The following is a 24,612-nucleotide window of genomic DNA, read 5'->3' as shown; positions in this document are numbered from 1 at the left end:
GCCATCGGCGGGTGTCGTGCGCTCGTGAAGGCGACGGCCGGATTCTCAGCCGGCTCAGATGATCGGCACAGGTTCGGGCGGCCGACCGCCCGTTTGGTGAACGGCCGTTCGGCGGCACCGCCGAAAAAAGAAGGCCGCCTCTCCCGGAGGAGAGACGGCCTGAGGTGGAGAGTGGTGGGAGTCAGCGGGGGCGGAGCGTCAAAGCCGTTCCTGGAGCGCGTCCGCCGCGGCGAGCAGATCGGCGGCCCAGCGCGCGCCCGGTTTGCGGCCGATGCGTTCGATGGGCCCGGAAACCGACACCGCCGCGACGACCGTGCCCGACGAATCCCGCACGGGCGCCGAGACGCTCGCCACGCCGGGTTCGCGTTCGGCGACGCTCTGCGCCCAGCCGCGGCGGCGCACTTCCAGCAGGGTGCGTTCGCCGTACACGGCTTCGGCGAGGATGGTGCGCTGCGTGTGCGGATCCGACCACGCGGCGAGGACCTTCGCGCCCGAGCCCGCCGTCATCGGCAGGCGCGAGCCGATCGGCACGGTGTCGCGCAGGCCACTCGGCGGCTCGGCCGTGGAGACGCACACGCGCTGCACGCCGTCCCTCCGGTACAGCTGCACGCTTTCGCCCGTGATGTCGCGCAGCTTCGGCAGCACCGAGCTCGCCGCGTCGAGCAACGGGTCGGTCGAGCCGCCCGCCAGCTCGGCGAGCGCGGTGCCCGGGCGCCAGCGGCCGTCCGGTCCCCGGCGCAGCAACCGATGCACTTCGAGACCGACGGCGAGACGGTGCGCCGTCGCCCTCGGTAGTCCCGTGCGTGTGCAGAGTTCCGCCAGCCCACAGGGGTCTTCGGCGACGGCCTGCAGCACCGCCACGGCTTTGTCCAGTACTCCGATACCGCTATGCTGTCCCACGACGCGATACTAACTTCCCGAAGTTTGGGAAGTCCAGAATCTGGGAAAAACGAACTCGAGCTGCGCGCGTGACGTGGCTCGCCCCGCCTTCGGACGTCGCCCGAGTTCCTTGCTCCCGGCCAACCCCTTGGAAGGAGCCGGAGATGACCAGCCCGACCGGCAAGGCCCGCACGCTGGCGGAGAAGGTGTGGGATAGCCACCTCGTGCGCCGAGGCGAAGGTGCCGAACCGGACCTGCTCTACATCGACCTCCACCTGGTGCACGAAGTCACGAGCCCGCAGGCGTTCGACGGCCTCCGGCTGGCCGGGCGGCCCGTGCGCCGCCCCGACCTCACCATCGCGACCGAGGACCACAACGTCCCCACCGTCGACATCGACCTCCCGATCGCGGACCCGGTGTCGCGCACCCAGGTCGACACCCTTCGCCGCAACTGCAAGGAGTTCGGTATCCGGCTGCACCCGATGGGTGACGCCGAGCAGGGCATCGTGCACGTCATCGGCCCGCAGCTGGGGCTCACACAGCCTGGTACGACCGTGGTGTGCGGCGACAGTCACACCTCCACGCACGGCGCGTTCGGCGCGATGGCGTTCGGCATCGGCACCTCGGAGGTCGAGCACGTGCTCGCCACCCAGACGCTGCCGCTGCGCAAGTTCAAGACGATGGCGATCACCGTCGACGGCGAACTGAAGCCGGGCGTCACGGCGAAGGACATCATCCTCGCCGTCATCGCCAAGATCGGCACCGGCGGCGGGCAGGGCTACGTGCTCGAGTACCGCGGCAAGGCCATCGAGGCGCTGTCGATGGAAGCACGCATGACGGTGTGCAACATGTCGATCGAGGCGGGCGCGCGCGCCGGCATGATCGCCCCGGACGAGACGACGTTCGAGTACCTCAAGGGCCGTCCGCACGCGCCGCAGGGCGCCGACTGGGACGCCGCCGTGGCCGCGTGGCGCGAGCTGCGCACCGACGAGGGTGCCGAGTTCGACGCCGAGGTGCACCTCGACGCCGACGAGCTCACCCCGTTCGTGACCTGGGGCACCAACCCGGGCCAGGGCCTGCCGCTGGGCGCCTCGGTGCCCGACCCGGCCCAGATCGTCGACGAGAACGAGCGCGCCTCGGCCGAGAAGGCCCTGTCCTATATGGACCTGACCCCGGGCACGCCGCTGCGCGAGATCGCGGTGGACACCGTCTTCCTCGGTTCGTGCACCAACGGCCGCATCGAGGACCTGCGGGCGGCCGCCGAGGTGCTGCGCGGGCGCAAGGTCGCCGAGTCCGTGCGGATGCTCGTGGTCCCCGGCTCGATGCGCGTGCGCCAGGCGGCCATCGACGAGGGCCTGGACAAGGTGTTCACCGAGGCCGGCGCCGAGTGGCGGCAGGCGGGCTGCTCGATGTGCCTGGGCATGAACCCGGACCAGCTCGCCCCCGGCGAGCGCAGCGCGTCGACCTCCAACCGCAACTTCGAGGGCCGGCAGGGCAAGGGCGGGCGCACGCACCTGGTGTCGCCGCTCGTGGCCGCCGCCACGGCCGTGCGGGGGACGCTCTCGTCCCCGGCCGACCTGGCCACCGTCTGACCCTTCCCGAGACAGGAGCTCCCACCATGGAACCGTTCACCCAGCACACCGGCATCGGGGTGCCGCTGCGCAGGTCCAACGTGGACACTGACCAGATCATCCCGGCCGTCTACCTCAAGCGCGTGACCCGCACCGGCTTCGAGGACGGCCTGTTCGCCGCCTGGCGCACCCAGGACGACTTCATCCTCAACCAGGAGCCCTTCGACCGCGGCAGCGTCCTGGTCGCCGGCCCGGACTTCGGCACCGGCTCGTCGCGCGAGCACGCCGTGTGGGCGCTGATGGACTACGGCTTCCGCGCCGTGATCGCCTCCCGCTTCGCGGACATCTTCCGCGGCAACTCCGGCAAGGGCGGTCTGGTGGCCGCCCAGTGCGAGCAGTCGGACGTCGAACTGCTGTGGAAGCTGCTCGAGAACGAGCCCGGCACGGAGGTCACGGTCGACCTCGAGACCAAGACCGTGCGGGCCAAGGACTTCACCGCGCCGTTCCAGATCGACGACTACGTGCGCTGGCGCCTGCTCGAGGGGCTCGACGACATCGGCCTCACCCTGCGCCACGCCGAAGAGATCACCGAGTTCGAATCGGCCCGGCCCTCCTGGAAGCCGGTGACCACCCCGATCCCGGCCTCCTAGCCCTCGTCCGGGGCACGGATTCCCTGCTCGGAAAGGGAATCCGTGCCCCGGCGAAAGGTTGCTTCGCCCACGCCAAACGGCACCTCCCCCGGCCCCGGAAGGGTCTCTCGGGAGGCGGAACCACTCCCCGGGCAAGGGAAAATTCCGCGTGCCGTTTGGAATTTGTGCTGCGTTGGTAATACCGTGTGCGCTAAGTCGGCCGACGTGGCCGTGGACGAAGAGTTCTTCTTGGAGGACTGGAATGGCCAACAAGGCCCAGCTGATCGAGGCGCTGTCGGAGCGTCTGGGCGACAAAAAGGTTGCTTCGGAGGCCGTCGACGGTCTCGTCGACATCATCATCCGGACGGTCAACAAGGGCGAGAAGGTGAACATCACCGGGTTCGGTGTGTTCGAGAAGCGTGCCCGTGCCGCCCGGACCGCGCGTAACCCGCGCACGGGTGAGACGGTGCGGGTGAAGAAGACCAACGTGCCGGCCTTCCGTGCGGGCACGACGTTCAAGGACGTCATCTCCGGCACGAAGAAGCTGCCCAAGGCCACCGCCGTCAAGCGCACCACCACGGCGACCGCCTCGCGCGCCACCACGACCACGCGGGCGGCCGCCTCGCGCACCACGGCCACCCGCCCCGCCGCGACGCGCTCCACCACCACCCGCACCCGCGCGACGGCCGCGAAGCCCGCCGCCACCACGAAGACCACCGCCGCCAAGCCGGCCACGACGCGCGCCAAGGCCGCCACCACCAAGGCCGCGGCCGCCAAGCCCGCCGCCAAGGCCACCGCGACCAAGGCCGCCGCCAAGCCGGCCGCGAAGAAGGCCGCTGCCAAGCCGGCCGCCAAGCGCACCAGCGCTGCGAAGAAGAAGTAACACCACCCCGGCGGTTACGTCGGGACGTGCACTTCACGGCAGGGCCCCCTCCTTGATTGGGAGAGGGCCCTGCCGCATGTCCGGGCTCTCTCGCCTCGCCGGCGGTTACGGCCGAAACCATCTGTCCACCAACGGACTCCCTCCCCGAACTGACCTGAAGTCACTCCAGTTCACGACACTCGCCCTTGGACGGGCCCATCTCGCCGCCGGCGTGGGCCTTTGCCTTACCTCTCCTGCCACACGTCACCGCGTCCCAGGACGAGGCTCCTTCTCCACCGGCACCGGCCCCGCCTCGCCTCGCATCGGCCCACCACACGGCATCGCGGCCCGAACAAGACACCCTCACCGCCCGCGCCGGCCTCACCGTGTCGGACATCGGCCCACCGCACCGCATCGCAGCCCGAACAGAACTCCCTCACCGCGCACGCCGCCTCGCCCGCCGCATCGCAACGCAGCCCGAACAAGACACCCTCACCGCCCTCACCGCCCACGCCGGCCTCACCGTGCCATCACAGCGCCGGACTCAGCTGCCCCACCTCGCTACCCCGCCGAACCTCAGGTCGGCCTGCGCTACGGCCCGCGGACCTCTGGCCTGCGCCTCGCCGGTCAAGCTCAGACCTCACCAGCCCACCCACTTCCCTTCCTCCGCGACGAATCCTCGCCTCATCGAGTAGATCCGCGACACATTCCCCCACGCTCGTCTCGCAGCCCATCAACAGCGATCCGACTCAGGCGCCTCTTCCGCGATAACCACTCCGCACTCAATACCCGCGCCGATCCAGCTCTCCCCCGCGCCGCCAAATCAACGTATCGAAATCGCCTTCACTCGCAATGGTTCGATGCGCCAATCAGTTCCACTCAGCGAGGCATCACCATTACCCGAAGGCTCCGCCAACACCATCCCCCACCATCAGCGAAACGATCTCCGCCGCCCCTCACACCCATCGCCATTCACCGTCGCGACCGTCTCCTCAACGCTCTCTCCCGCACCCGGAGCACAGCATCGCCCCGTCTCCCAACTCGCTTCCTGCGCAGACCCCCGACCCGCCACCGTCACCGCCACCGGCAGGACTCCCACTCCCCCGTCTCCTACCGCATTGGCCAGCCCACTCAGCAGACTTCACACGCAACGCCCCCGGACCGCCCATGGCCAGTCGCCGGCAACACCGCCACACCAGCCCTGACCCGGCACCAGCATCGCCCGGCTCAATCGGCCTTCTTCGCGCGCGAGACACCCCCAACACCACCGCCCCTCCCGGCAGCGCCGGGAGGGGCGGCCAGAAGCCCGCTCCCACGCATCAGCGAACAGCGTCGGCGCTCCCCCTCAGCCACTTCCCCCGCAGAACGCCTACGCCGCCACCATCACCACAGCAGCGCGGCCACCCCGCTCCCCTCCATCACCCAGCTTCGACCGGCCCCGTTTGCACGGCCTCGCACGCCGATTGCCCACGCCAAACACCGGCAGCACCGCCTCCTCCGAGTCCCCGCTCCACACATCAGCGGCCCGTCGACGAACCCACCGGCCCGCTCGTACTCAAGTCACCCCTGCGACACCACCTATCCCGGGTCCCTGCCCACAGCACTGGCACTCAGCACCGACCCGTCGACCGGCACTCGTCCAGCCGAGCCGCCCAGCCCCAGTTGCCAGCCCCAGTTGCCGGCTCCGGCTCCGGCTCCGGCCAGGACCCTTCACCAGAAACAACAGCGACCCCGAAGGCCGCCGCTCCCCCAGATCAATAACTCGAAGCTGCGCCCAGAACCTGCCCCGCTACCCGAGTCACGCCGGTCGCAGAACAAGCTCCGGCGGTCCCCCTGAGCGCAGTTCCGGCGCCCGCACGACCCACCACGTACATCGCCACCCCCCGCCACGCCGCCGCGGTCAGCCCCTCCGAACCCAAAGACGCGGGCCACCACCCCACCGCCACAAACAATCCCGTGTAGACACCCACCCACACAGACCCGCAGGCCCCACTCAAACCCTGAAACCAACCCCAGAAATGCCAAAAACCCAGGTTCCGCAACTGCGGAACCTGGGTGGCGACTATCTGTACCCCCGATGGGATTCGAACCCACGCTACCGGCGTGAGAGGCCGGCGTCCTAGGCCGCTAGACGACGGGGGCTTAGGATCTTTCCCCGTTTCCGGGGAGCTATTCTGTTTTCTTGCTGGAGAGAACTTACCAGAGCCGATTTCTCGCTCTGCAGGGGGGTCACTCTCCGCAGCTGGGGTACCAGGACTCGAACCTAGACTAACTGGACCAGAACCAGTCGTGCTGCCAATTACACCATACCCCAGTGAGGCGCTTTCCCGGCTCGGCCGGTTCAGCACCGCACGGAGAGAAATACTAGAGCACGCTGCCGCGCACCTGCGCAGCGGGGGTCCCCGCCGCGCGCTGGGTGGGGACGCCGACGGTCGCGTACTCGGAAACCAGCAGCTCAGGCAGCTCGTCGAGGGTTGTGACCGTGTGTACACCGGCAGGTGCGCGTTCGCCGGTACGACCGGTCCCGTCGCGGTCGAGCCAGACGGCGCCGAGGCCGGCGTCGTACGCGCCGATCGCGTCGGTGTCGAGCTTGTCGCCGACGTGCACGGTCTGCGCCGGGTCACAGCCCAGGCCCAGGCACACCGAGTGGAACATCACAGGGTCGGGCTTCGCGACGCCGATCTCGCCGGCGATGGCCACGTGGTCGAAGAACGGCGCCAGCCCGAGGTCCGCGATCTTGCGCCGCTGGTGCGCGCCCGAGGCGTTCGTCACTGCCGCGAGCAGCAGGCCCGCCGCGCGCAGCCACTCGAGGCAGGGCAGCACGTCGTCGAACAGTTGCCACGACGTGGCGAGAATGTCGCGCCGGCGCGCCTCGAATGCGGTCACCTGCGCCGAGTCCGCGGAGATACCGAGCTCGGCGAGGAAGCATTCGGTGCGACGGTGGTGCATCACCTCGTACCCGAGTTTTCCGGCGACGACCAGCGCCACGTGCTCCTCGGTGATCAAGTCCCACAACGGCCAGAGGTCGCTGCGGCCGGTGAGCGCGCGGAGGCTGACGCGGATCGCCGCGGTGCAGTCGATCAACGTGTCATCGATGTCGAGGCAGACCAGACGCAGTTCCGGAGGCGCCCACGGTTCGGGTCCGACAGGTGCCGGAGGGGCGGTTCGCGAAGGGGTCGGGGGTGCCACGGCGAAATCCACCCAGTGAGGCTAGGGCACTCGCCGCGTTCGCAACGCGGCCAAAAAGGTGATTGCCGCTCCACTGATCCGGCGCACCGCGTCTACTCCCAGTGCGTGGAAAGTGTTGATCCGGTTACGACACGGGAATCCGGCCAACCGGGTGAGTGAACCGATTCGTGCGATGCCAGTGAAACGGTTCAAGCGGCCACCTTGCCACGAAACCGCGCGCGAACGCGCGACCTCCCCACGCGCGCGAGTCCTCTTTGGACAGTCGACGCCGGGGCACATCGACCACTTGACGTGAGACCCGGCGCGGGTGCATCCTGAGGTTATTCAACGGGTGATGAAAAGAGGAGATGAGTCAGATGACCGAGCACACGCGCTGCGTGGTCGTCGGCGGCGGACCTGCGGGCATGGTCGCCGGCCTGATCCTGGCGAGGGCGGGCGTCGAGGTGACCGTGCTGGAGAAGCACGCCGATTTCCTGCGCGACTTCCGCGGCGACACGGTCCACCCGTCCACCCTCACGCTGCTCGACGAGCTCGGCCTGGGCGAGAAGTTCGACGCCATCCCGCACAGCGAGTTGCGGGAAGCCGGCTTCCCCACTCAGGACGGCGGTCTCATGAAGCTCGCCGATCTGTCGCTGTTGAACGTTCCACACCCCTACATCGCGATGGTCCCGCAATGGGACCTGCTCAACCTGCTCGCCGAATCGGCGCAGAAGGAACCGACGTTCACCCTCCGCCTCGAGACGGAGATGACCGGCCTGCTCCGCTCGCGCGGCCGCGTCACCGGCGTGCGCTACCGCACGGCCGACGGCACCGAAGGCGAGCTGGAGTCCGACCTCGTCATCGCCGCCGACGGGCGCTGGTCGCTCGCGCGCCGGGCGGCCGGCCTGGAGCCGCGCGAGTTCGATTGCCCCTTCGACGTCTGGTGGTTCCGCCTTTCCCGCCACGAAGACGAAGCAGGCTCGATGCTCATGCCGCGCATGAACCACCGGCGGTTCGCCGTGCCGTTGCCCCGCAACGGCTACTACCAAATCGCTTACCTCGCGCCGAAGGGCGAAGACCTGCGCGCCGCCGGCATCGAGCACTTCCGCCGCAACGTCGTCGAGGTCTGCCCCGAGTTCGACGACCGCATCGACGAACTGGAGACGATGGACGACATCAAGTTCCTCGACGTCCGCCTCAACCGCCTGCACCGCTGGCACGCCGACGGCCTCCTCTGCATCGGCGACGCGGCCCACGCGATGTCGCCCGTCGGCGGCGTCGGCATCAACCTCGCCGTCCAGGACGCCGTCGCCGCCGCAACCCTCCTGGCCGACCCCCTTCTCCGCGGCCCCGCCTCGCAAGCCGACCTCGCGAAGGTCCGCACCCGCCGCCTGCTCCCGACGATCGCCGTCCAGACCCTGCAACGGCTCCTCCACCGCGCCGTGATGCGCCCCGTCATGGCCGGCCACCGCGACGGCCCGCCTCCCCAGCTCATCGCCCTCTTCGCGCGCTTCCCGAAACTCGCCTACATCCCCGCGCGCCTGCTGGGCCTGGGCTTCCGCCCCGAACACGCCCCGGCCTTCGCCCGGCGCGCGATGGAACCGGCCGGGAAGAAATAGCCGTTCGGAGGCAACTGCTACACGACCTCGCCACGTCGACCAAGCCACGCAACGAGTCCGCCCCCAACCGCCTGGCCCACAACCACAACCCAAGTGCCGCCGCGCATCACGATGCGTGGCGGCACTCCCGTGCGCACCCCCGTCGGCTTCGCGACGCCGAACACCAGCTCACTGAACCGCCACCACACAACGGCAAGGCCGATCCACTCCACGCCCCAACGGCGACGTGCACCCGCCGACGCCAACTTCCGCGTCGCCACAAAACGGCGACACCAATCCAGCCGCCCCGCTTCCACTCACTGCCAGAGCCATCGCCAGTGCGCGGCTACTGCTCCCCGACCGTGCCGTGAAGCTCAATCGCCACGCCGACACCAAACTCGGCGCCGCTTCCCATCGCCAACCAAGGTGTCGCCACCAAGCGGCAACGTCCAGCCATACCGCCCATCGCAGCTCGACCGCCGAGCGCAACACGCCTTTCCCGAGCCGACCAGGGCGTCGCCACCAAACCGCAATGTCCAGCCAAACCACCCATCGCAGCTCAATGGCCGAGCAGAGCACACCCTTCCCCAGCCGACCGGGCGTCGCCACCAAGCGGCAACACCGGCCACACCGCCCATCGCGACCCGACCGCCGAGCACAGCACAGCATTCCCCAGCCGACCAGGGCGTCGCCGCCGAACGGCAACACCGGCCCGGCCCACGCAGCGAGGTGCGATCACCAGATCGTCACCAAGCTCGGCGACATCCCGGCTCAATCGTCCAACGCCTCCGAGCGAGCGTCTCGCTTTCCCGAAGAGCACAGTGACGCCGCTGAGCGGCAACGCCGTCGCGACCTCGACGCGAAGCTGAGTCGCCGAGCAACTCCCAGCCCAGCGACCACTGTCCCCCGCCTGGCCAAGCTGTCGCCGCGGAGCGGCCACGCCCAACCCGACCGCGCCGCGGAGCTCAGCTGTTCTACGGTTCCCAACTCGGCGACCATTTCTTCTGCCGGCCAGGCTGTCGCCGCTGAGGAGCAACGCCCAAACTCCACTCCGCTGCGAGGCTCGGGTGACCAGCGACTCTCAGCCCAACTACCTTTTTTGCCCCGGCCAAGATGTCGCCACTGAGCGGCAACGCCCACCCCCACCCCCGCCGCGCGGCTTGGTCACCGGGCGACTCCCAGCGCCCGCTTTCCCCACCCGCCAAGCCGTCGCCGTTGAGTGGCGACACCCGCTGTTGCCACGGCCACCCGCCGAAAACCGGTAGCCCACCTGCCGATCCACCCGTTCGCCACTCAGCGGCAACAGCACCAACCCACGGCACGGGGCCAGGACAACGTCGCCACCCAACGACGAAAGCCGAACCGAACACGAGCCGGTGACCTCAGTCACCACCCCAGAAATACGGAGGCCCACCGGCCGTCGCCATTCAGGGGCGAACGGCCGGCGGGCCTCGGGTCGAACCGAAGTCAGATGTCCTGGACCGGGTTGGTCAGGGTGCCGATGCCTTCGATGGTGATCGAGACCGAGTCGCCGTCGACGATCGGGCCGACGCCCTCGGGGGTGCCGGTCAGGATGATGTCGCCGGGCAGCAACGTCATGACGCCCGAGACGAACTCGACCAGCTCCGGCACGTTGTGCACGAGGTCGGACGTGCGGCCGTCCTGCTTGACGTCGCCGTTGACCTCGCTGCGCAGAGCCAGGTCCGACGGATCGATCGACGTCTCGATCCACGGGCCGAGCGGGCAGAACGTGTCGAAGCCCTTCGCGCGGCCCCACTGGCCGTCGGACTTCTGGAGCTCGCGGGCGCTCACGTCGTTGGCCACCGTGTAGCCGAGGATCGCGCTCGCCGCGCGGTCGGCGGACACGTTCTTCACCGGCTGGCCGATGACGATCGCCAGCTCGCCCTCGAAGTCGATGCGACCGACGTCACGCGGGCGGCGGATCGGCACGTTCGGGCCGATGACCGTGGTCGACGGCTTGATGAACAGCATCGGCGCCGCGGGCACCTCGTTGCCGAACTCGGCCGCGTGCTTCGCGTAGTTCCGGCCGACGGCGATGACCTTCGACGGCAGGATCGGCGCGAGCAGGCGGACGTCGGCGAGCGGCCAGCGCTTGCCGGTGAAGTTCGGCTGGCCGAAAGGGTGCTCGGCGATCTCCAGGACTTGGGCGTCGTCGCCCTCGCCCTCGATCGAAGCGAACGCGACACCACCACTGGGATGAGCAATACGGGCTAGACGCACCCGGTCAGTCTACGTACGCCGTCGCCGAGACGCTCGCCCCCGGCGGCGCGAACGGTCACTTCGCGCCGCCCCGGAGCGAATGGGCCTCTCGTGCCGGCCGCGACCTGCGGATCGATCGCCGCGAGGTGCACGAGAGGTCCGTTCGCCCGCTTTCTCACCGGAAATCCTCGACGTCCACGCCGCCGATGCGTCAACCTGACCGCACAGCCATCGACGCAGCCCACCCGACACCGCCCATCGACACAGCCCACCGACGAACCCGGCAGAAAGGAGCCGCCGATCTCAGACGCGAGCCGTGAGGCTCTTGTGGACGAGCGCGTCGCACATCGCCATCCAGCTCGCCTCCACGATGTTCCGGTGCACACCGACAGTGGTCCATTCCCGCTCACCGTCGCTGGATTCGAGCAGGACACGGGTCACCGCGTGGGTGCCCGGGTTGGACGGCAGGATGCGCACCTTGTAGTCGGACAGCTCCACCGCGTCCAACCAGGACAGGTGGGGGCTGAGCGCTTCCCGCAGGGCGGCGTCCATCGCGTGCACCGGGCCGTTGCCCTCGGCCGTCGCGATGACGCGTTGCCCGTTCACGTGGACCTTCACCGTCGCCTCCGAAACGACCTCGCCGTCGAACCGGTGGTCGAGGACGACGCGGTAGGACTCCAGGTGGAACGGCGGCGTCACCGGCTCCTCACCGGACACGTCCTCGACTTCACGGCGCAGCAACAACTCCAGCGACGCATCGGCGGCCTCGAAGGACCAACCCTCCGCTTCGAGGTCCTTCACCTTGCGCACCGCGTTCGTCAGCGCTTCGGGCCGGCCGGCAAGGTCGACCCCGAGTTCACGTCCCTTGAGCTCGAGGCTGGCCCTGCCGGCCATCTCCGTGACCAGTACCCGCATGCCGTTGCCGACTGAAGATGGATCGATGTGGTTGTACAGCAACGGATCCACCTTGATCGCGCTCGCGTGCAGCCCCGCCTTGTGGGCGAAGGCCGACGACCCGACGTAGGCCTGGTGGGTGTCGGGTGCGAGGTTCGCGATTTCGGCAAGCGCATGGGAGACGCGGGTGAGCTCGGCGGCACCTCCGATCGGGAGGACCTCCATTCCGAGCTTGGTCACGAGGTTTCCCGTCACGGCGAACAAGTCGGCGTTGCCGGCCCGCTCCCCGTAACCGTTCGCGGTGCACTGGACGTGCGTCGCGCCGGCCTGCACCGCAGCGATGGAGTTCGCCACGGCGCAGGAAGTGTCGTCCTGGCAATGGATTCCCAAGCGGAACCCGGTCTTGTCCTTGACCTCGCGCACGGTTTCGGCGAGGCCGAGTGGCAGCTGGCCGCCGTTGGTGTCGCAGAGCACGAGGACGTCCGCGCCGGCACTGGCGCCGGCGTCGAGCACTCGCAGCGCGGTGTCGGGTGAGAAGGCGTACCCGTCGAAGAAGTGCTCAGCGTCGAGGAACACGCGCCGGCCCTCGCCGGTGAGGAACGCGACGGTGTCGCGGACCATGGCGCACGCCTCGTCGACGTCGACGCGCAGCGCGCGTTCGATGTGTCGGAGGTCGGATTTCGCCACCAAGGTGACCACGGGCGCTTCGGCGTCCAATAGTGCGCGGACCTGCGGATCCTCGGACGCGCGGGTGCCCGCCTTGCGCGTCGACCCGAAGGCGACGAGCGCGGCGTGCTTCAGCTCCAGCTCGCCCTTCGCCGCCCGCGCGAAGAACTCCGTGTCCTTCGGCAACGCACCCGGCCAGCCGCCCTCGATGAAGCCCACGCCGAGCTCGTCGAGCAGCCTGGCGACGGCGAGCTTGTCGGTGACGGAGTACGTGATGCCTTCGCGCTGGGCGCCGTCGCGCAGGGTCGTGTCGTAGAGGTGGAAGGCGTCACCGAGGGGCGTTTCGGCGGGCTCCGTGCGGGTCACGGTGTCTCCTTGTGGCGGGGCAGAACCTGTTTCTGGCAACAAAAAAACCTCCCGCATGGGTGCGAGAGGTTGCGCGCCGGAAGCTCTTGTGGAGCGTCTATCCGGCGCGCTCGGCGATAATGATCGAGATGGCGGTCATGGTTTGCATGATGCCACAGCTCCGCCCGGCATCCAAGTGCCGGGCGGAGCTTCCCACTTCCTGGGAGCCGATCAACGGGGCAGACCGGCCAGGTACGCGCCGAATGCTTGCACCGCCGAAGCGTTTCGTGGGCCCTCCACCAGAGCCGCGTACGGCAGGGCGAAGAAGCGGCCCTGCTTCACGGCCGGGATGTCACGCGGGCCGGGCTGCGAACGGAGGAAGTTCTCCTTGTCGGCGACGGTGCCGACCTCGCCGCCGTAGTCGTTGATGAGGATGACATCGGGCGCGCGCTGCACGACGGCCTCCCAGCTGACCGTGGTCCAGCTGTCGTCGACGTCAGAGAAGATGTTGGTGCCGCCCGCTTTGGTGATGATCTCGTCGGGGCCGGCGTTCCGGGCGGCCGTGAACGGCTGGTCGCGGCCGTCGTCGTAGAGGAACACCTTGGGCCGTTGCCCCTGAGCGGCGACGGCCTTCGTGACGGCCGCGACCTGGTCGCTGTACTGCTTCACCAGCTTCTCCGCGCGGTCGCTGACACCGAAGATCTTGCCGAGATTGCGCAGGTCGGTGTATAGCGCGTCGAGCGGAGGCATGATGCCGCGCTGCTTGCCGACGCCGTTGCGGCAGGCTTCGGTGAGCTGGTAGCTCTGGATGCCGAGCTGCGTGAGCGTGTCGGGGGTGAAGCCCGTGCTCTCGGAGAACCCGTAGTTCCACCCCGCGAACACCAGGTCGGCGCCGGCGCCCTGCACGACTTCGCGGTTGATCTTCTCGGCGATCTTGGGCACCTTCGTGAAATCGGCTTTCCACGGCGAAGACGCAACACCGCCCGACTGTCCTTTGTCGACGACGTAACCGGCCATCCGGTCGTCGAGTCCGAGGGCGAACATCAGCTCGGTGATGCCGATGTCGTTGGTGACCACTCGCGACGGTGGCTTTCGGACCGTGAGCGGCTGACCGCAATTGGTCACCGTCACCGGGTACCCCGCCGGCGCGGCGCCACTGTCCCCTTCGGACACCTGGGCGCCACAGCCGGTCACGGAGAGCGTGGCCACCAGGACCATCGCGACCGTCTTACGCATGACTGTCCTCCTCGGACTCGAGCCGGTCGAACAACAGCTGGGGCCGGCCGGTCGCCGGGTGCGTCACCACGTGGGCGCGCACGCCGAACACCTCGGCCAGCAGATCGGGGGGCAGCACCTGCGCGGGCGTTCCGCTCGCGACGAGGCGACCGCCGTCGAGGACGTGCACGGTGTCGCACGTCGCGGCGGCGAGGTTGAGGTCGTGGAGGGCGGCCAGCACCGTCGGGCCGCTTCGCCGCACGAGGGCGAGGATCTCCAGCTGGTGGCGGATGTCGAGGTGGTTGGTGGGCTCGTCGAGCACGAGGATCCGCGGCTCCTGCGCGAGGGCGCGCGCAATGAGGACGCGTTGCCGTTCACCACCCGAAAGCGTCAGGACGCCGCGGTCGGCGAAGTCCGCCAGGCCGACCTGCTCGAGGGCGGCCGTGCACACGCGCCGGTCTGCGGCGGTCATGCGGTCGAGCAGGCCGTGGTGCGGCAGCCGGCTCATGGCGACGACCTCCGCGACGGTGAAGTCGAACTCCGTGTGGGATTCCTGCGCGACGGCAGCGATTGCCCGCGCCCGGTCACGCGGTTGAAGTCCCCCGATCGGCCGGCCGTCGAGCAGCACCGCGCCATGTGAAGGCCTGAGCACGTGGTAGACCGCGCGCAGAGTGGTGGATTTTCCGCTGCCGTTCGGACCGAGTAAACCGACGAACCGTCCTTGCGCGGCTTCGAGGGTGACGTCTTCGACGATCGTGCGACCGGCCACCTCGACGCTGACACCGCGGAGCGAGAGGTCCATTCACGCACCTCCGAACACGTAGGCGCGCCGCCGCATCAGCAGCAGGAACGCGGGGACGCCGACGGCCGCCGTCAGCACGCCGATCGGCAGTTCCTCGGGCGCGGCGAGCACCCGTGCGGCAACGTCCACCCACACGAGGAAAACCGCGCCGGCGAGCGGTGCCACGGCGAGCACTCGCCGGTGATCGGCGCCGACCACGAGCCGGACGAGGTGCGGCAGGATCAGTCCGACGAAGCCGATCGCCCCGCTGACGGCCACGAGCACACCCGTCATGGCCGCGCAGACGACGAACAGGACGGCCCGCAGCTTGGCGACGTCGACGCCGAGGGTCGTCGCCGCTTCGTCGCCCATGGCCAACGCGTTGAGCCGGCCGGCCAGGGCCAGAAGGAGAACGATGCCCGCGACCACAACGGCCGCCGCGATGGGCAGCGAGCCCCAGTTGGCGCCGGCGAGGCTGCCCAGGAGCCAGAACAGGGCGGAACGCGCGGCCTCGCCGTTGGGCGCCTGGAAGACGAGCACCGTCGTGACAGCGAAGAACCCGTAGGACAACGCCGTGCCGGTGAGCACGAGCCGCAGCGGCGTGAGGCCTTGCCGCGTGCGGGCCACGAGGTAGACGATCACCGTCGCGGCGAGCGCGGCCAGGAACGCGCCCGCCGACAGCGCATAGATGCCCAACGAGGCGAACACCCCGAACAATGTCACCGCAGCCGCGCCCACGGATGCCCCGGACGAAATGCCGAGCACGAACGGCTCCGCGAGCGCGTTCCGCACCATCGCCTGGATCGCGACGCCCACCGTCGCCAACCCCGCGCCCACCACGACCGCGAGCACCACCCGCGGCAGCCGGATGTCCCAGATGATCCGGTACTGGCCGACGTCGTCCGCGCGGATCGTGCCGCCGAAGAGGCCGGCGCGCAGAAATTCCCACGTGTGGGTGATCGGCACGGCTACCGTCCCGATACCGACTGCCAGGACAATGGAGAGCAGCAAAACCACGATCAGACCGACCACGATGGGCCCGACGCGTCTGCGCTTCGGTGGCTCGGGTGTGGTCCGCTGGAGCTTTCCGTCGCGCGAGGGGCCGCTTCCACCAGCGGATTTGTGCCGGGGACGCGATTCGCCACTGAACGGCAACGGCCGGAGTGGCGCGTCCAGAGCTCCAGCTGGCGGACCTGACGCTTCGGCGTCGAGCCTGGCTGGCGACGAACTAGCTGCGGCTTTGTCGCCACGACCGGACTCGCCGCTGAACGGCGACGCCAGTGGCGACTCCAGCGCGGGCGAGCTACCCGGGGCGGGAACGCCAAGCGAGGATTCGCCATCGGGCGGCGACAATGGCGGCTTGACCAGAGCCGAGTCGGCCAAGACGGAGCCGCCGCGCAAAGATTCGCCGCCCACTGACGACGCCTCGCGCGACGCGCTCGGGGATCCGGCCAGTGGACTCGGCTCGGCGACGTCCGATCCGGCCGGAGTCGAATCATCGGCGGCTCGGTCGGCATAGTCGGATTCGCCGCTGAACGGCGATACCGATGACGACCCCGGCAACGGCGAGCTGACGGGGCCGGGCGCTACTGGCGAGGATTCGCCATCTGCTGGCAACGCTCGGGGCGCCGAGTCCGGGCTCCCGGTGAGTGGATCAGACTCGCGTGCGCCGGATCCCGCGAGCGGCGAATCGGGGACAGTCCTGTCGCCGCGTTCGGAGTGGCCGTCGAGTGGCGACACCGGTGTCGGCCCCGTCGGGGGCGAGTCGGTCAGGCCCGGGCCGGCGGGTGAGGAATCGCCGTACAGCGGCGATTCCGGAGGCGATCCCTCGGAAGCCGCCGGGAAGGACGGCGAGGAGTCCGGACCGTCGGACGACGAGAACTTCGGAGGTGGCACCGGCAGGACCCGATCTGCTCAAGGGTCCACACAACGAAGACGGCAGCCACGCCAAGGAACGGAGGGGGTGTCGTCTCCCGTAGACCGCGACGGGAGGGACGAGGGTGATGCGAGAACCACCGCCGGTGTCGGGCTCGCCCGCGGTCTGCGAAGAGTGCAGACTGCGGGCCTACCGTTGCGGGTCAGCGCCGGATTTCGACCGGCTTCCGCGGCGGGGGTTCCTTACGAGAACGTCAGCTGACGGAGCGCACGTTCGACGAGACGAGCGCGGCCAGCCGGTCGCCGATCGCCTGGGTGGTGCCGGGCGACGCCTGGTCGCGCGTGGCCAGGTCGAAGGCGACGGACGCCTCGATGCGGCGCGCGGCCTCCTTGTGGCCCAGGTGGTCGAGCAGGAGCGACACCGACAGCACGGCGGCCGTCGGGTCAGCGAGACCCTGGCCGGCGATGTCGGGCGCGCTGCCGTGGACCGGCTCGAACATGCTCGGGTTGCGGCGCGTGATGTCGAGGTTGCCGCTGGCCGCGAGACCGATGCCGCCGGTGACGGCGGCCGCCAGGTCGGTGATGATGTCGCCGAAGAGGTTGTCGGTGACGATCACGTCGAAGCGCGACGGGTCCGTGACCAGGTGGATCGTGGCGGCGTCGACGTGGGAGTACGCGACCGTGACGTCGGGGTGCTCCAGCGAGACCTCCTCGACGATCCGCGACCACAGCGACCCGGCGTACTCGAGCACGTTGGTCTTGTGCACCAGCGTGAGGTGCTTGCGCGGCCGCTCTTCGGCGCGGTTGAACGCGTCGGCGACGACGCGGCGGACGCCGAACGCCGTGTTGACGCTGACCTCCGTGGCGACCTCGTGCTCGGTGTCCTTGCGCAGCAGGCCACCGTTGTTGGTGTACGGGCCTTCGGTGCCTTCGCGCACCACGACCATGTCGACCTCGCCGGCGTCGGCCAGCGGGCCGCGCACGCCCGGGTACAGGCGCGCCGGGCGCAGGTTCACGTGGTGGTCGAGCTCGAAGCGCAGGCGCAGCAGCAGGCCGCGCTCGAGGATGCCGCTGGGCACCGTCGGGTCGCCGACCGCGCCGAGCAGGATCGCGTCGTGCTGACGCAGCTCGCCGAGCACCGACTCGGGGAGCAGCTCCCCCGTCGAGTGCCACCTCGCGGCACCGAGGTCGTAGTTCGTGATCTCCGCCGTCGGTGCTACTTCACCGAGCACCTTGAGCGCCTCGGAGACCACCTCGGGCCCGATCCCGTCACCTGGGATCACCGCGAGCCGCATCCACACACCTCCGTAGACCAGGCCACCGAACGCACCGATGGCCCATCCGCAAGAAAACGCCAGCAGCGGAAGGTTACCGGCCGTAGACAAGACGCCGTAGCCGCACCACCCTTATGCCGCATCCTCCCGCAGGGTGAGACACCTGAACGGGTGAAAGACAAAGGGGGCCTCCCGGGTCACAACGACCCGGAAAGCCCCCTATCACCGCTATTCGGGGAACTTGGCCGGCGAGACACGCCTTCCCCGATCGGAGGACCCCGTCACCCCGTCTGGCCGGGTGACGGGGCCTCACCTCACGGCCGCGTCACCGCCGACTCGATCCGCACGACATCCGCGCGCGAGCCGGCCGCGTTGTGGTGCTCGATCGCCAGCAGGCCCTTCGGCTGGTCGCCGGCGACGGCCGCCGCGTTGCGGTTGACGACCAGCTGCGTGCCGGGCTTGGCGACGTAGCCGAGGGCCGCGTCACCGCCGCCCTGCACCGAGAACGCCGGCGCCAGCGCGTCGAACGAGATCGGCGTGCCGACGAAGTCGATCAGCCCGTCGGTGCTGCCCGGCGCGACGTAGTAGCCCGCCGTGCCGACGGTGTAGCTGATCCGGTGCGACGCCTCGTTCGGGTCGATGCCCAGCGCGGCGATGCTGACCGGCAGCACGATCACGTTGGTGTCGAACACGTTGGTGTCCACGTCGCCGAGCTGACCGTTGACGGCCTGCAGGTCCACCGTCGGGTTGCCTGCCTGTGTCAGCGACACCGTGGCCGCCAGGAGCACGTCGGTTCCCGTCGCCTTCGTCACGAAGGTCTCGAAGTCCGGCGTGCCGTCGCCGGTCGTGTCGAAGTCGACGAACGGGATCGTGTTGCTGCCCAGGTTCGCGAAGTCGCCCCAGGTGGTGAGGCCGAACGCGAGCATGGCGTTCTCCGGTTCGCCCTGCGCCTTGGCGAGCGGGGCCGTCGACGCCGCGCCGATGTAGCGCAGGTCGCCGCCCTTCGCGGTGCCGTTGAGCGTGCAGTCGGACGAGACGCCCTCGCCGCACTCAGGCAGCTGCGCCGACTCCGCCTGCAGTTCCAGCACGCTGACCAGCGAGCGGTAGCGCTGCGCGCCGGTGCCCTGGTCGATGCCCTTGCCACTCAGGTTCAGCACGGCCTGGGTCTGGCTGCCGCCGAAGCGCACGCCGGCCGGCGTCGTGATGGCCGAGACCGGTTTCGGCGCCGAGTACACGGCCACCCGCAGCGGCACCGTGGCGCCGTTCTTCGGGGTGAACGCGACGCGGCCCGAAGCGTCGGCCACGAACTGGCGGGCGAGCCCGGCCTGCGTGGCCTCCATGGTCGGGTCCACGACCTTGCGCAGCGCCTTCGGGTCGGTGATCTTCAGCGTCACCTTCACCGTCGCGACCCCGCGCGGATTGAGCTTCACCGAGCTCTTGTCCACTGTGTACTGCACGCCGGGCAGCGAGTTCACGGCCTCGTACGCCACCGCGTACTCCACCGGCGCGGTGCCCTTGTTGACGACCTTGATCGTCTTCTTGAGCGTGACCGGTCCCGCCGCCTCGACGGTGCCGAACGTGACGCTCACCGCGCCCGGGTCGTCCTGCACGTAGGCGAGGACCTGGTTGTCCAGCGCGGCCTTGGCGTCGATGCGACCGGTCCCGACGCGCTGCGGCGCGTAGGTGTGGCCGGCGCCGTCGGTGATGTCGTGCGCGGCCGAGCCCACGACGTCGGCCTTGACCTCCTCGACGTTCCAGTCGGGGTGCGCCTGGCGGACCAGCGCGGTGATGCCCGCGGTGTGCGGGGTGGCCATCGACGTGCCCGAGATGGAGAGCCGGCCGTTGCCGCTGCCGCGGAACGCCGACGTGATCGTGTCACCGGGCGCCGTGACGTCCGGCTTTACCGACGGACCACGGCCACCACGCGAGGTGAACGAGCTCGGGGTGTCCACAATGGTCTTGTCCGTGGTCTGCAGGCTGGCCCGGCCGGCGCCGAAGAAGCGAACCGAGAGCGTGCCCGCGGTCAGGCCCGAGCGCAACGCCGTGGTGGCCTTGCCGGTGAGCTGGAACATCGGCACACCCGCGTTGCCCGCGATGCCGGCGGCCGGGTGCTCCAAAGTGGACGAAAGCAGCACGCCCTTGGCCCCGGCGGCCTGCGCGTTGTTGGCGCGCGCGGCGGAACCACAGGCGCGGGTGGCGTCGTTGTCGTCCCACTCCAGCCACGTGATCTTGCCCGCGACCTTGGCCTTGTCCTCGGCGGAGAAGGCGGCGCAGCCCGCGTTGTTGGCCGCGGAGATCGGCACGACGGGCGCGGTGAGGTCGAGCGTGTCGTAGCCGGTGTAGTCCTGGCTGTACTGGCCCGGCTGCTGCCCCGGCGTCGGGGCCGTGACGTCGAGGGCGTCCTTCAGCTCGCCGGCGTCGCGGCTGCTGGCGACGGTGAGGGCCTCGGGCGTGTTGCCCGGCGAGCCCGCGACGTCGTTGAGGTCGCCGCCGTTGCCGGCCGCGAGGACCGGCAGGACGCCGTTCTGGGCGAGTTTGCGCACGAACAGCGAGTCGGGGTCGTCCGGCGCGCCGAAGTCGCTGCCCAGCGACAGGTTGACGATGTCGAGGTGGTCGGTGAAGTCACCGTCGCCGTCGGGGTCGAGCGCCCAGTCGAGCGCCTGCGACGTGATGTTCGTGGAGCCGGTGCAGCCGAACACCTTGATCGCGTAGAGCAGGGCCTTGGGCGCGGTGCCCGGGCCGATGCGCATAGCGTCGAGCTGCTTCTTGTTCAGCTTCTTGTAGTTGCCGGTGAACGTGGTGCCGTCGGCGTTCACGCCGAAGCCCGCGATCGTGCCGGCCACGTGCGTGCCGTGTTCGCCGCATGCGATGGGGTTGAGGTCCGGCTTCGGCGTCGGCGAGCCGGTCTTGCCCTCGGCGTCGTAGTCGTCGCCGGCGAGGTCCGTACCACCCACGACCTTGGCGCTCGGGAACAGCGGCGACGGCTTGGTCCGGTCCACTCCCTGGTAGGCCGCCGGCGTGCCCGGGCCGCCGAAGTCGGCGTGGGTGTAGTCGATGCCGTCGTCGATGACGCCGACGCGGATGCCGTCACCGAACTTGCCGGTCTGCTGCCAGCTGGCGAGGGTGTTGGTGAGCTGCTCGGCGCTGGCGTTGTTCTTCGTCTTCGGCACGACCGTGCGCACCGAAACGACGTCGGGACGCTTCGCGAGCTCACGGATCTTCGCCGCGTCGGCCGTCACCACGGCGCCCGCGACGGCGTTCGACGTCTGCGTGACCAGCTTCGTGCCCGCGTCGGCCTTCTTGAGCTGCCCGACGACGGAGTCCACCGCGGCGGCGACGTCCGCCTTCGCGGCGCGCGCGGCCTGTTTGGCCTTCTCCTTGGCGGTGCCCTTGCCCTGCTCGGCGTTGAACGCGTCGACGGCCGGCTTCATCGCCAGCTCCACGAACGCGGTGATCTTGCCCCGCGCGGCGTCGAGCCGCGGCGAGATCTTGCCCTGCAACCCCGCGGCGGAGACCTTGGCCGGCGCGACCGGGTCGGCGAGCGGCGCACCCTGCGCGGACGCGCCCGACGCGGCGGAGACGGCCGCGGCCAGGACCACCGCGGACACGGCAGCCGTGGAACGCGCAGCCCACCCGGGCAACCGGGATCTGCTCATGAGTACCCAACCCCTTTACTCGAGGCCTGGATCGCGAACCTGCCTGGCGCTCCCCGATCAACCACCCCCGACAGGTGAGCACCGGCGCCGCACCGTGCTCTCACGGCGCGTGGTTCTGCCTCGCGGCACAGAACCTAGCTGCCCGATACACCTACTTTCGTGGCGAAAATGCTCCGTTATACGAATGTTGCCCGTCTGGGTGGACTCCACAAAGGAAAGCCCCTTCCCCCGCCACTCGGACGGGGAAAGGGGCTTTCGAAAAACAGGCGGGACTAGTTGAAGTCCACCGCGCGGATCGTGTGCGCACCCACGGTGGCGCCGATCGGCTCGAGAACGTTGCTGTCCACGTGGCGGTCGACGCGCAGCAGCATCACGGCGTCGGAACCGTCGGTGGTCTGGCTGATCTGCGCGGCCTCGATGTTGATGCCGGCCTCGCCGAGCAGCGTGCCGACGCGGCCCATCACGCCCGGGCGGTCCGGGTACTCGAGCAGCAGCACGTTGCCCTCGGCGCGCAGGTCGAAGTGCCGCCCGTTGACCTCGACGATCTTCTCGACCTCGTCCTTGCCCGTCACCGAACCGGAGACGGTGAGCACGGCGCCGTCCGCGTGGACCGCACGCACCGTGACGAGGCTGCGGAACTTCGGGCTCTCGCTCTCGGTGACGAGATCCACCTGCACGCCCAGCTCCTCCGCAAGCCGCGGCGCGTTGACGAACGTGACCTGGTCGTCGACGACACCGGCGAACACCCCGCGCAGCGCCGCGAGCTGCAGCACCGACGTGTCCTCACTGGACAGCTCGCCCTTGACCTCGACGGTCACCGACGTCGGCGCCTTCGGGCTCAGCGCCGTGAGCACCGTGCCCAGCTTCTGCGTGAGCGACAGGTACGGCCGCACGTGCTCGCCGACGGCGCCGCCGCCCGAGACGTTCACCGCGTCCGGCACGAAGTCGCCGCGCAGCGCCAGCAGCACGGAACGGGCGACGTCGGTGCCCGCGCGGTCCTGCGCCTCGGAGGTGGACGCGCCCAGGTGCGGGGTGACGACCACGTTGGGCAGCTCGAACAGCGGGCTGGCGGTGGTGGGCTCGGTGACGAACACGTCGATGCCAGCGCCGCCGACGTGGCCGCTGCGGATCGCGTCGGCCAGCGCCTCCTCGACGATCAGGCCACCGCGCGCGGCGTTGACGATGATCACGCCCGGCTTGGTCTTCTTGAGCGCCTCGGCGTCGATGAGGCCCTTGGTCTCCGGCGTCTTCGGCAGGTGGATGGAGATCGCGTCGGCGCGCGCCAGCAGCTCGTCGAGCGGCACGAGCTCGATGCCGAGCTGCGCGGCGCGGGCGGCCGAGACGTAGGGGTCGTACGCGATCAGCTTCGTGCCGAACGCGGCGAGACGCTGGCTGAACAGCTGCCCGATCTTGCCGAGGCCGACGACACCGATGGTCTTGCCGTTGAGCTCCACGCCCGAGAACGAGCTGCGCTTCCACTCGCCGCCCCGCAGGCTCTGGTCGGCGGCCGGCACCCGGCGGGCGACGGCCAGCAGCAGCGCCACGGCGTGCTCGGCCGCGGAGACGATGTTCGACGTCGGGGCGTTGACCACCAGCACGCCACGCTCGGTGGCGGCGGGCACCTCGACGTTGTCCAGCCCGACGCCGGCGCGGGCGACGACCTTCAGCTGCGTGGTGTGGCCGAGCACCTCGGCGTCGACCTTCGTGGCGGATCGCACCAGGAGCGCGTCGGCACTCTTCACCGCCTCGAACAGCGCGGGACGGTCCGTACCGTCCACATGCCGGACCTCTACCTCGTCACCGAACACACTCAGCACGGAAGGCGCGAGCTTCTCCGCGATGAGGACGACGGGTTTGCTGGGCTTGGTCACGATGCGGCTCCCACTATCTGGTCACGAAATCGAGGACGCTCTCCTACGGCGCACGCCGTTGTGCCCGGATGGGCGGGAGTTTAGCCCGGTTGGGGGCCCCGGTGCTGCCCGCGTTGTTAACTCGCTCGTAATCCGCCGAAAACTCCGTCGCGGGGCCGGTCAGCGGGGTCGGGGTCTCGACCGGCCGTCGGGGTGGGGATTGGGTTTGCGGCAAGGAAAACGGTGCCGGGGTGGTGGCGGTCGGGGTGCGGTGGGTGGGGTTTTGTGCGTTCCACCTGGTGAGATGGGATGGAGTGGTGGGGTTGGGGCGATTGGGGTGAAAGGGATTTATCACGTCGTGGTGGTCGGGTGGGTGATGGGGAGGTTCATTCGTTCGGGGGACTGTGGGGTGGGGTAGGGGTGATGGGGACCCTCATCGCTTCGTGGGCACCGCGGTCTGGTGTGCCGGTGCGTGAAGGTCCCGTTCAGACCTTCCCGGCCGAGTGAAGGGGACCTTCATCGCTTCGCGCGCGGCGATCCGGCGCACCTGGCGCATGAAGGTCCCCCTCACTCGTTCTCGCCCCGGATGAAGGGGACCTTCATGCCGCCCCGAACTCCGACTGCAGTCGAGCGCGGGATGAAGGGTCCCTTCGTCGCTTAACGGCCGCACCGCCTCCGCAGCAATGGGTGAAGGGCCCCTTCACCGACTGCTCCTCACCCACGACCGGTCGCCGAAGGCGTGAAGAGGACCGTCATACCTTCGGCGGCGCGCTCCTGGCGCGACCGCCAATGAAGGGGACCTTCGCCAGCGGCTCGGCACCCACAGTGACCCAGCGGTAGGTGAAGGGGATCGTCACTCCTTCCGCGGCGCGGTTCTGGCCTACTGCAGATGAGGTCCCCTTCATCCACGGCTCGGCACCTACGGTGACCCCGGAAGGGGTGAAGGGGACCTTCACCCCTTCCGGGGCGCGGTCCTCGCCCAACTGCCGATGAAGGGGACCTTTATCCACAGCTCGGCACCCACAGTGACCCAGCAGTGGGTAAACGGGACCTTCGTTCCTTCCGCGGCGCGGTCCTCGCCCAATTGCCGATGAAGGGGACCTTCATCCGCAGCTCGATACCCACTGTG

At 69.5% G+C, this 24,612-nt stretch carries 14 protein-coding genes, 2 tRNA genes and 1 riboswitch; of the genes, 4 read left to right on the top strand and 12 right to left on the bottom strand.

Features of this window, described 5'->3' with window-relative positions:
• Positions 1-198 precede the first annotated feature (198 nt).
• On the bottom strand, positions 199-900 hold the full coding sequence (locus tag ACQPXB_RS09900) for an IclR family transcriptional regulator (protein WP_220237623.1): 702 nt from the start codon (positions 898-900) through the stop codon (positions 199-201).
• A 143-nt stretch (positions 901-1,043) separates the two neighbouring features.
• Here ACQPXB_RS09900 and leuC point away from each other — a divergent pair, with 143 nt between their 5' ends.
• From leuC to ACQPXB_RS09885, 3 genes are all read left to right on the top strand, one after another.
• The gene (gene leuC / locus ACQPXB_RS09895; protein ID WP_366590597.1) at positions 1,044-2,471 is read left to right on the top strand and encodes a 3-isopropylmalate dehydratase large subunit; all 1,428 of its coding nucleotides are present in this window, start codon (positions 1,044-1,046) and stop codon (positions 2,469-2,471) included.
• A 26-nt stretch (positions 2,472-2,497) separates the two neighbouring features.
• On the top strand, positions 2,498-3,100 hold the full coding sequence (gene leuD / locus ACQPXB_RS09890) for a 3-isopropylmalate dehydratase small subunit (RefSeq protein ID WP_366590595.1): 603 nt from the start codon (positions 2,498-2,500) through the stop codon (positions 3,098-3,100).
• A gap of 241 nt (positions 3,101-3,341) precedes the next feature.
• Positions 3,342-3,962 carry an HU family DNA-binding protein gene (locus ACQPXB_RS09885; protein WP_386948483.1) on the top strand — a complete coding sequence of 207 codons (621 nt, stop codon included), beginning with the start codon at positions 3,342-3,344 and terminating at the stop codon, positions 3,960-3,962.
• A 2,048-nt stretch (positions 3,963-6,010) separates the two neighbouring features.
• Here ACQPXB_RS09885 and ACQPXB_RS09880 read toward each other — a convergent pair.
• The 3 genes from ACQPXB_RS09880 to ACQPXB_RS09870 all read right to left on the bottom strand — a co-directional run bounded on the left by ACQPXB_RS09880 (position 6,011) and on the right by ACQPXB_RS09870 (position 7,142).
• Positions 6,011-6,083, bottom strand: a tRNA-Glu gene (locus ACQPXB_RS09880).
• Positions 6,084-6,183: 100 nt separating this feature from the next.
• Positions 6,184-6,255 (bottom strand) — tRNA-Gln (locus ACQPXB_RS09875).
• A gap of 50 nt (positions 6,256-6,305) precedes the next feature.
• Positions 6,306-7,142 carry an HAD family hydrolase gene (locus ACQPXB_RS09870; protein WP_432851035.1) on the bottom strand — a complete coding sequence of 279 codons (837 nt, stop codon included), beginning with the start codon at positions 7,140-7,142 and terminating at the stop codon, positions 6,306-6,308.
• A 344-nt stretch (positions 7,143-7,486) separates the two neighbouring features.
• Between ACQPXB_RS09870 and ACQPXB_RS09865 the strand changes: the two genes are divergently transcribed.
• Positions 7,487-8,728: an FAD-dependent oxidoreductase gene (locus tag ACQPXB_RS09865; protein WP_432851033.1), complete on the top strand. Its 1,242-nt coding sequence runs from the start codon at positions 7,487-7,489 to the stop codon at positions 8,726-8,728.
• A gap of 1,446 nt (positions 8,729-10,174) precedes the next feature.
• Here ACQPXB_RS09865 and ACQPXB_RS09860 read toward each other — a convergent pair.
• From ACQPXB_RS09860 to serA, 8 genes are all read right to left on the bottom strand, one after another.
• The gene (locus ACQPXB_RS09860; protein WP_432851031.1) at positions 10,175-10,948 is read right to left on the bottom strand and encodes a fumarylacetoacetate hydrolase family protein; all 774 of its coding nucleotides are present in this window, start codon (positions 10,946-10,948) and stop codon (positions 10,175-10,177) included.
• Positions 10,949-11,230: 282 nt separating this feature from the next.
• Entirely contained in the window at positions 11,231-12,853 is a 1,623-nt protein-coding gene (gene cimA, locus ACQPXB_RS09855; protein WP_432851029.1) for a citramalate synthase, read from the bottom strand.
• 210 nt (positions 12,854-13,063) lie between these two features.
• The gene (locus ACQPXB_RS09850; RefSeq protein WP_432851027.1) at positions 13,064-14,068 is read right to left on the bottom strand and encodes an ABC transporter substrate-binding protein; all 1,005 of its coding nucleotides are present in this window, start codon (positions 14,066-14,068) and stop codon (positions 13,064-13,066) included.
• Entirely contained in the window at positions 14,061-14,849 is a 789-nt protein-coding gene (locus ACQPXB_RS09845) for an ABC transporter ATP-binding protein (RefSeq protein WP_432851025.1), read from the bottom strand. The genes ACQPXB_RS09850 and ACQPXB_RS09845 overlap by 8 nt, the downstream gene beginning before the upstream one ends.
• Entirely contained in the window at positions 14,850-15,863 is a 1,014-nt protein-coding gene (locus ACQPXB_RS09840) for a FecCD family ABC transporter permease (RefSeq protein ID WP_432856515.1), read from the bottom strand.
• A 964-nt stretch (positions 15,864-16,827) separates the two neighbouring features.
• A riboswitch (cobalamin riboswitch) is annotated at positions 16,828-16,956 on the bottom strand.
• Position 16,957: 1 nt separating this feature from the next.
• Positions 16,958-17,998: a 3-isopropylmalate dehydrogenase gene (locus tag ACQPXB_RS09835; RefSeq protein ID WP_366579334.1), complete on the bottom strand. Its 1,041-nt coding sequence runs from the start codon at positions 17,996-17,998 to the stop codon at positions 16,958-16,960.
• A 293-nt stretch (positions 17,999-18,291) separates the two neighbouring features.
• Positions 18,292-21,633, bottom strand: coding sequence for a S8 family serine peptidase (locus ACQPXB_RS09830; RefSeq protein WP_432851022.1), 3,342 nt, complete (start codon positions 21,631-21,633; stop codon positions 18,292-18,294).
• A 272-nt stretch (positions 21,634-21,905) separates the two neighbouring features.
• Positions 21,906-23,504 (bottom strand): phosphoglycerate dehydrogenase, encoded by a 1,599-nt coding sequence (serA, locus tag ACQPXB_RS09825; protein WP_366579330.1) that lies wholly within the window; start codon positions 23,502-23,504, stop codon positions 21,906-21,908.
• Positions 23,505-24,612 lie beyond the last annotated feature (1,108 nt).

The organism is Amycolatopsis sp. CA-161197 (genome assembly GCF_050942255.1).
Classification (GTDB): domain Bacteria; phylum Actinomycetota; class Actinomycetes; order Mycobacteriales; family Pseudonocardiaceae; genus Amycolatopsis.
The sequence above is the reverse complement of the archived record's forward strand: the minus strand, read 5'-3'. Positions and strand labels throughout refer to the sequence as shown.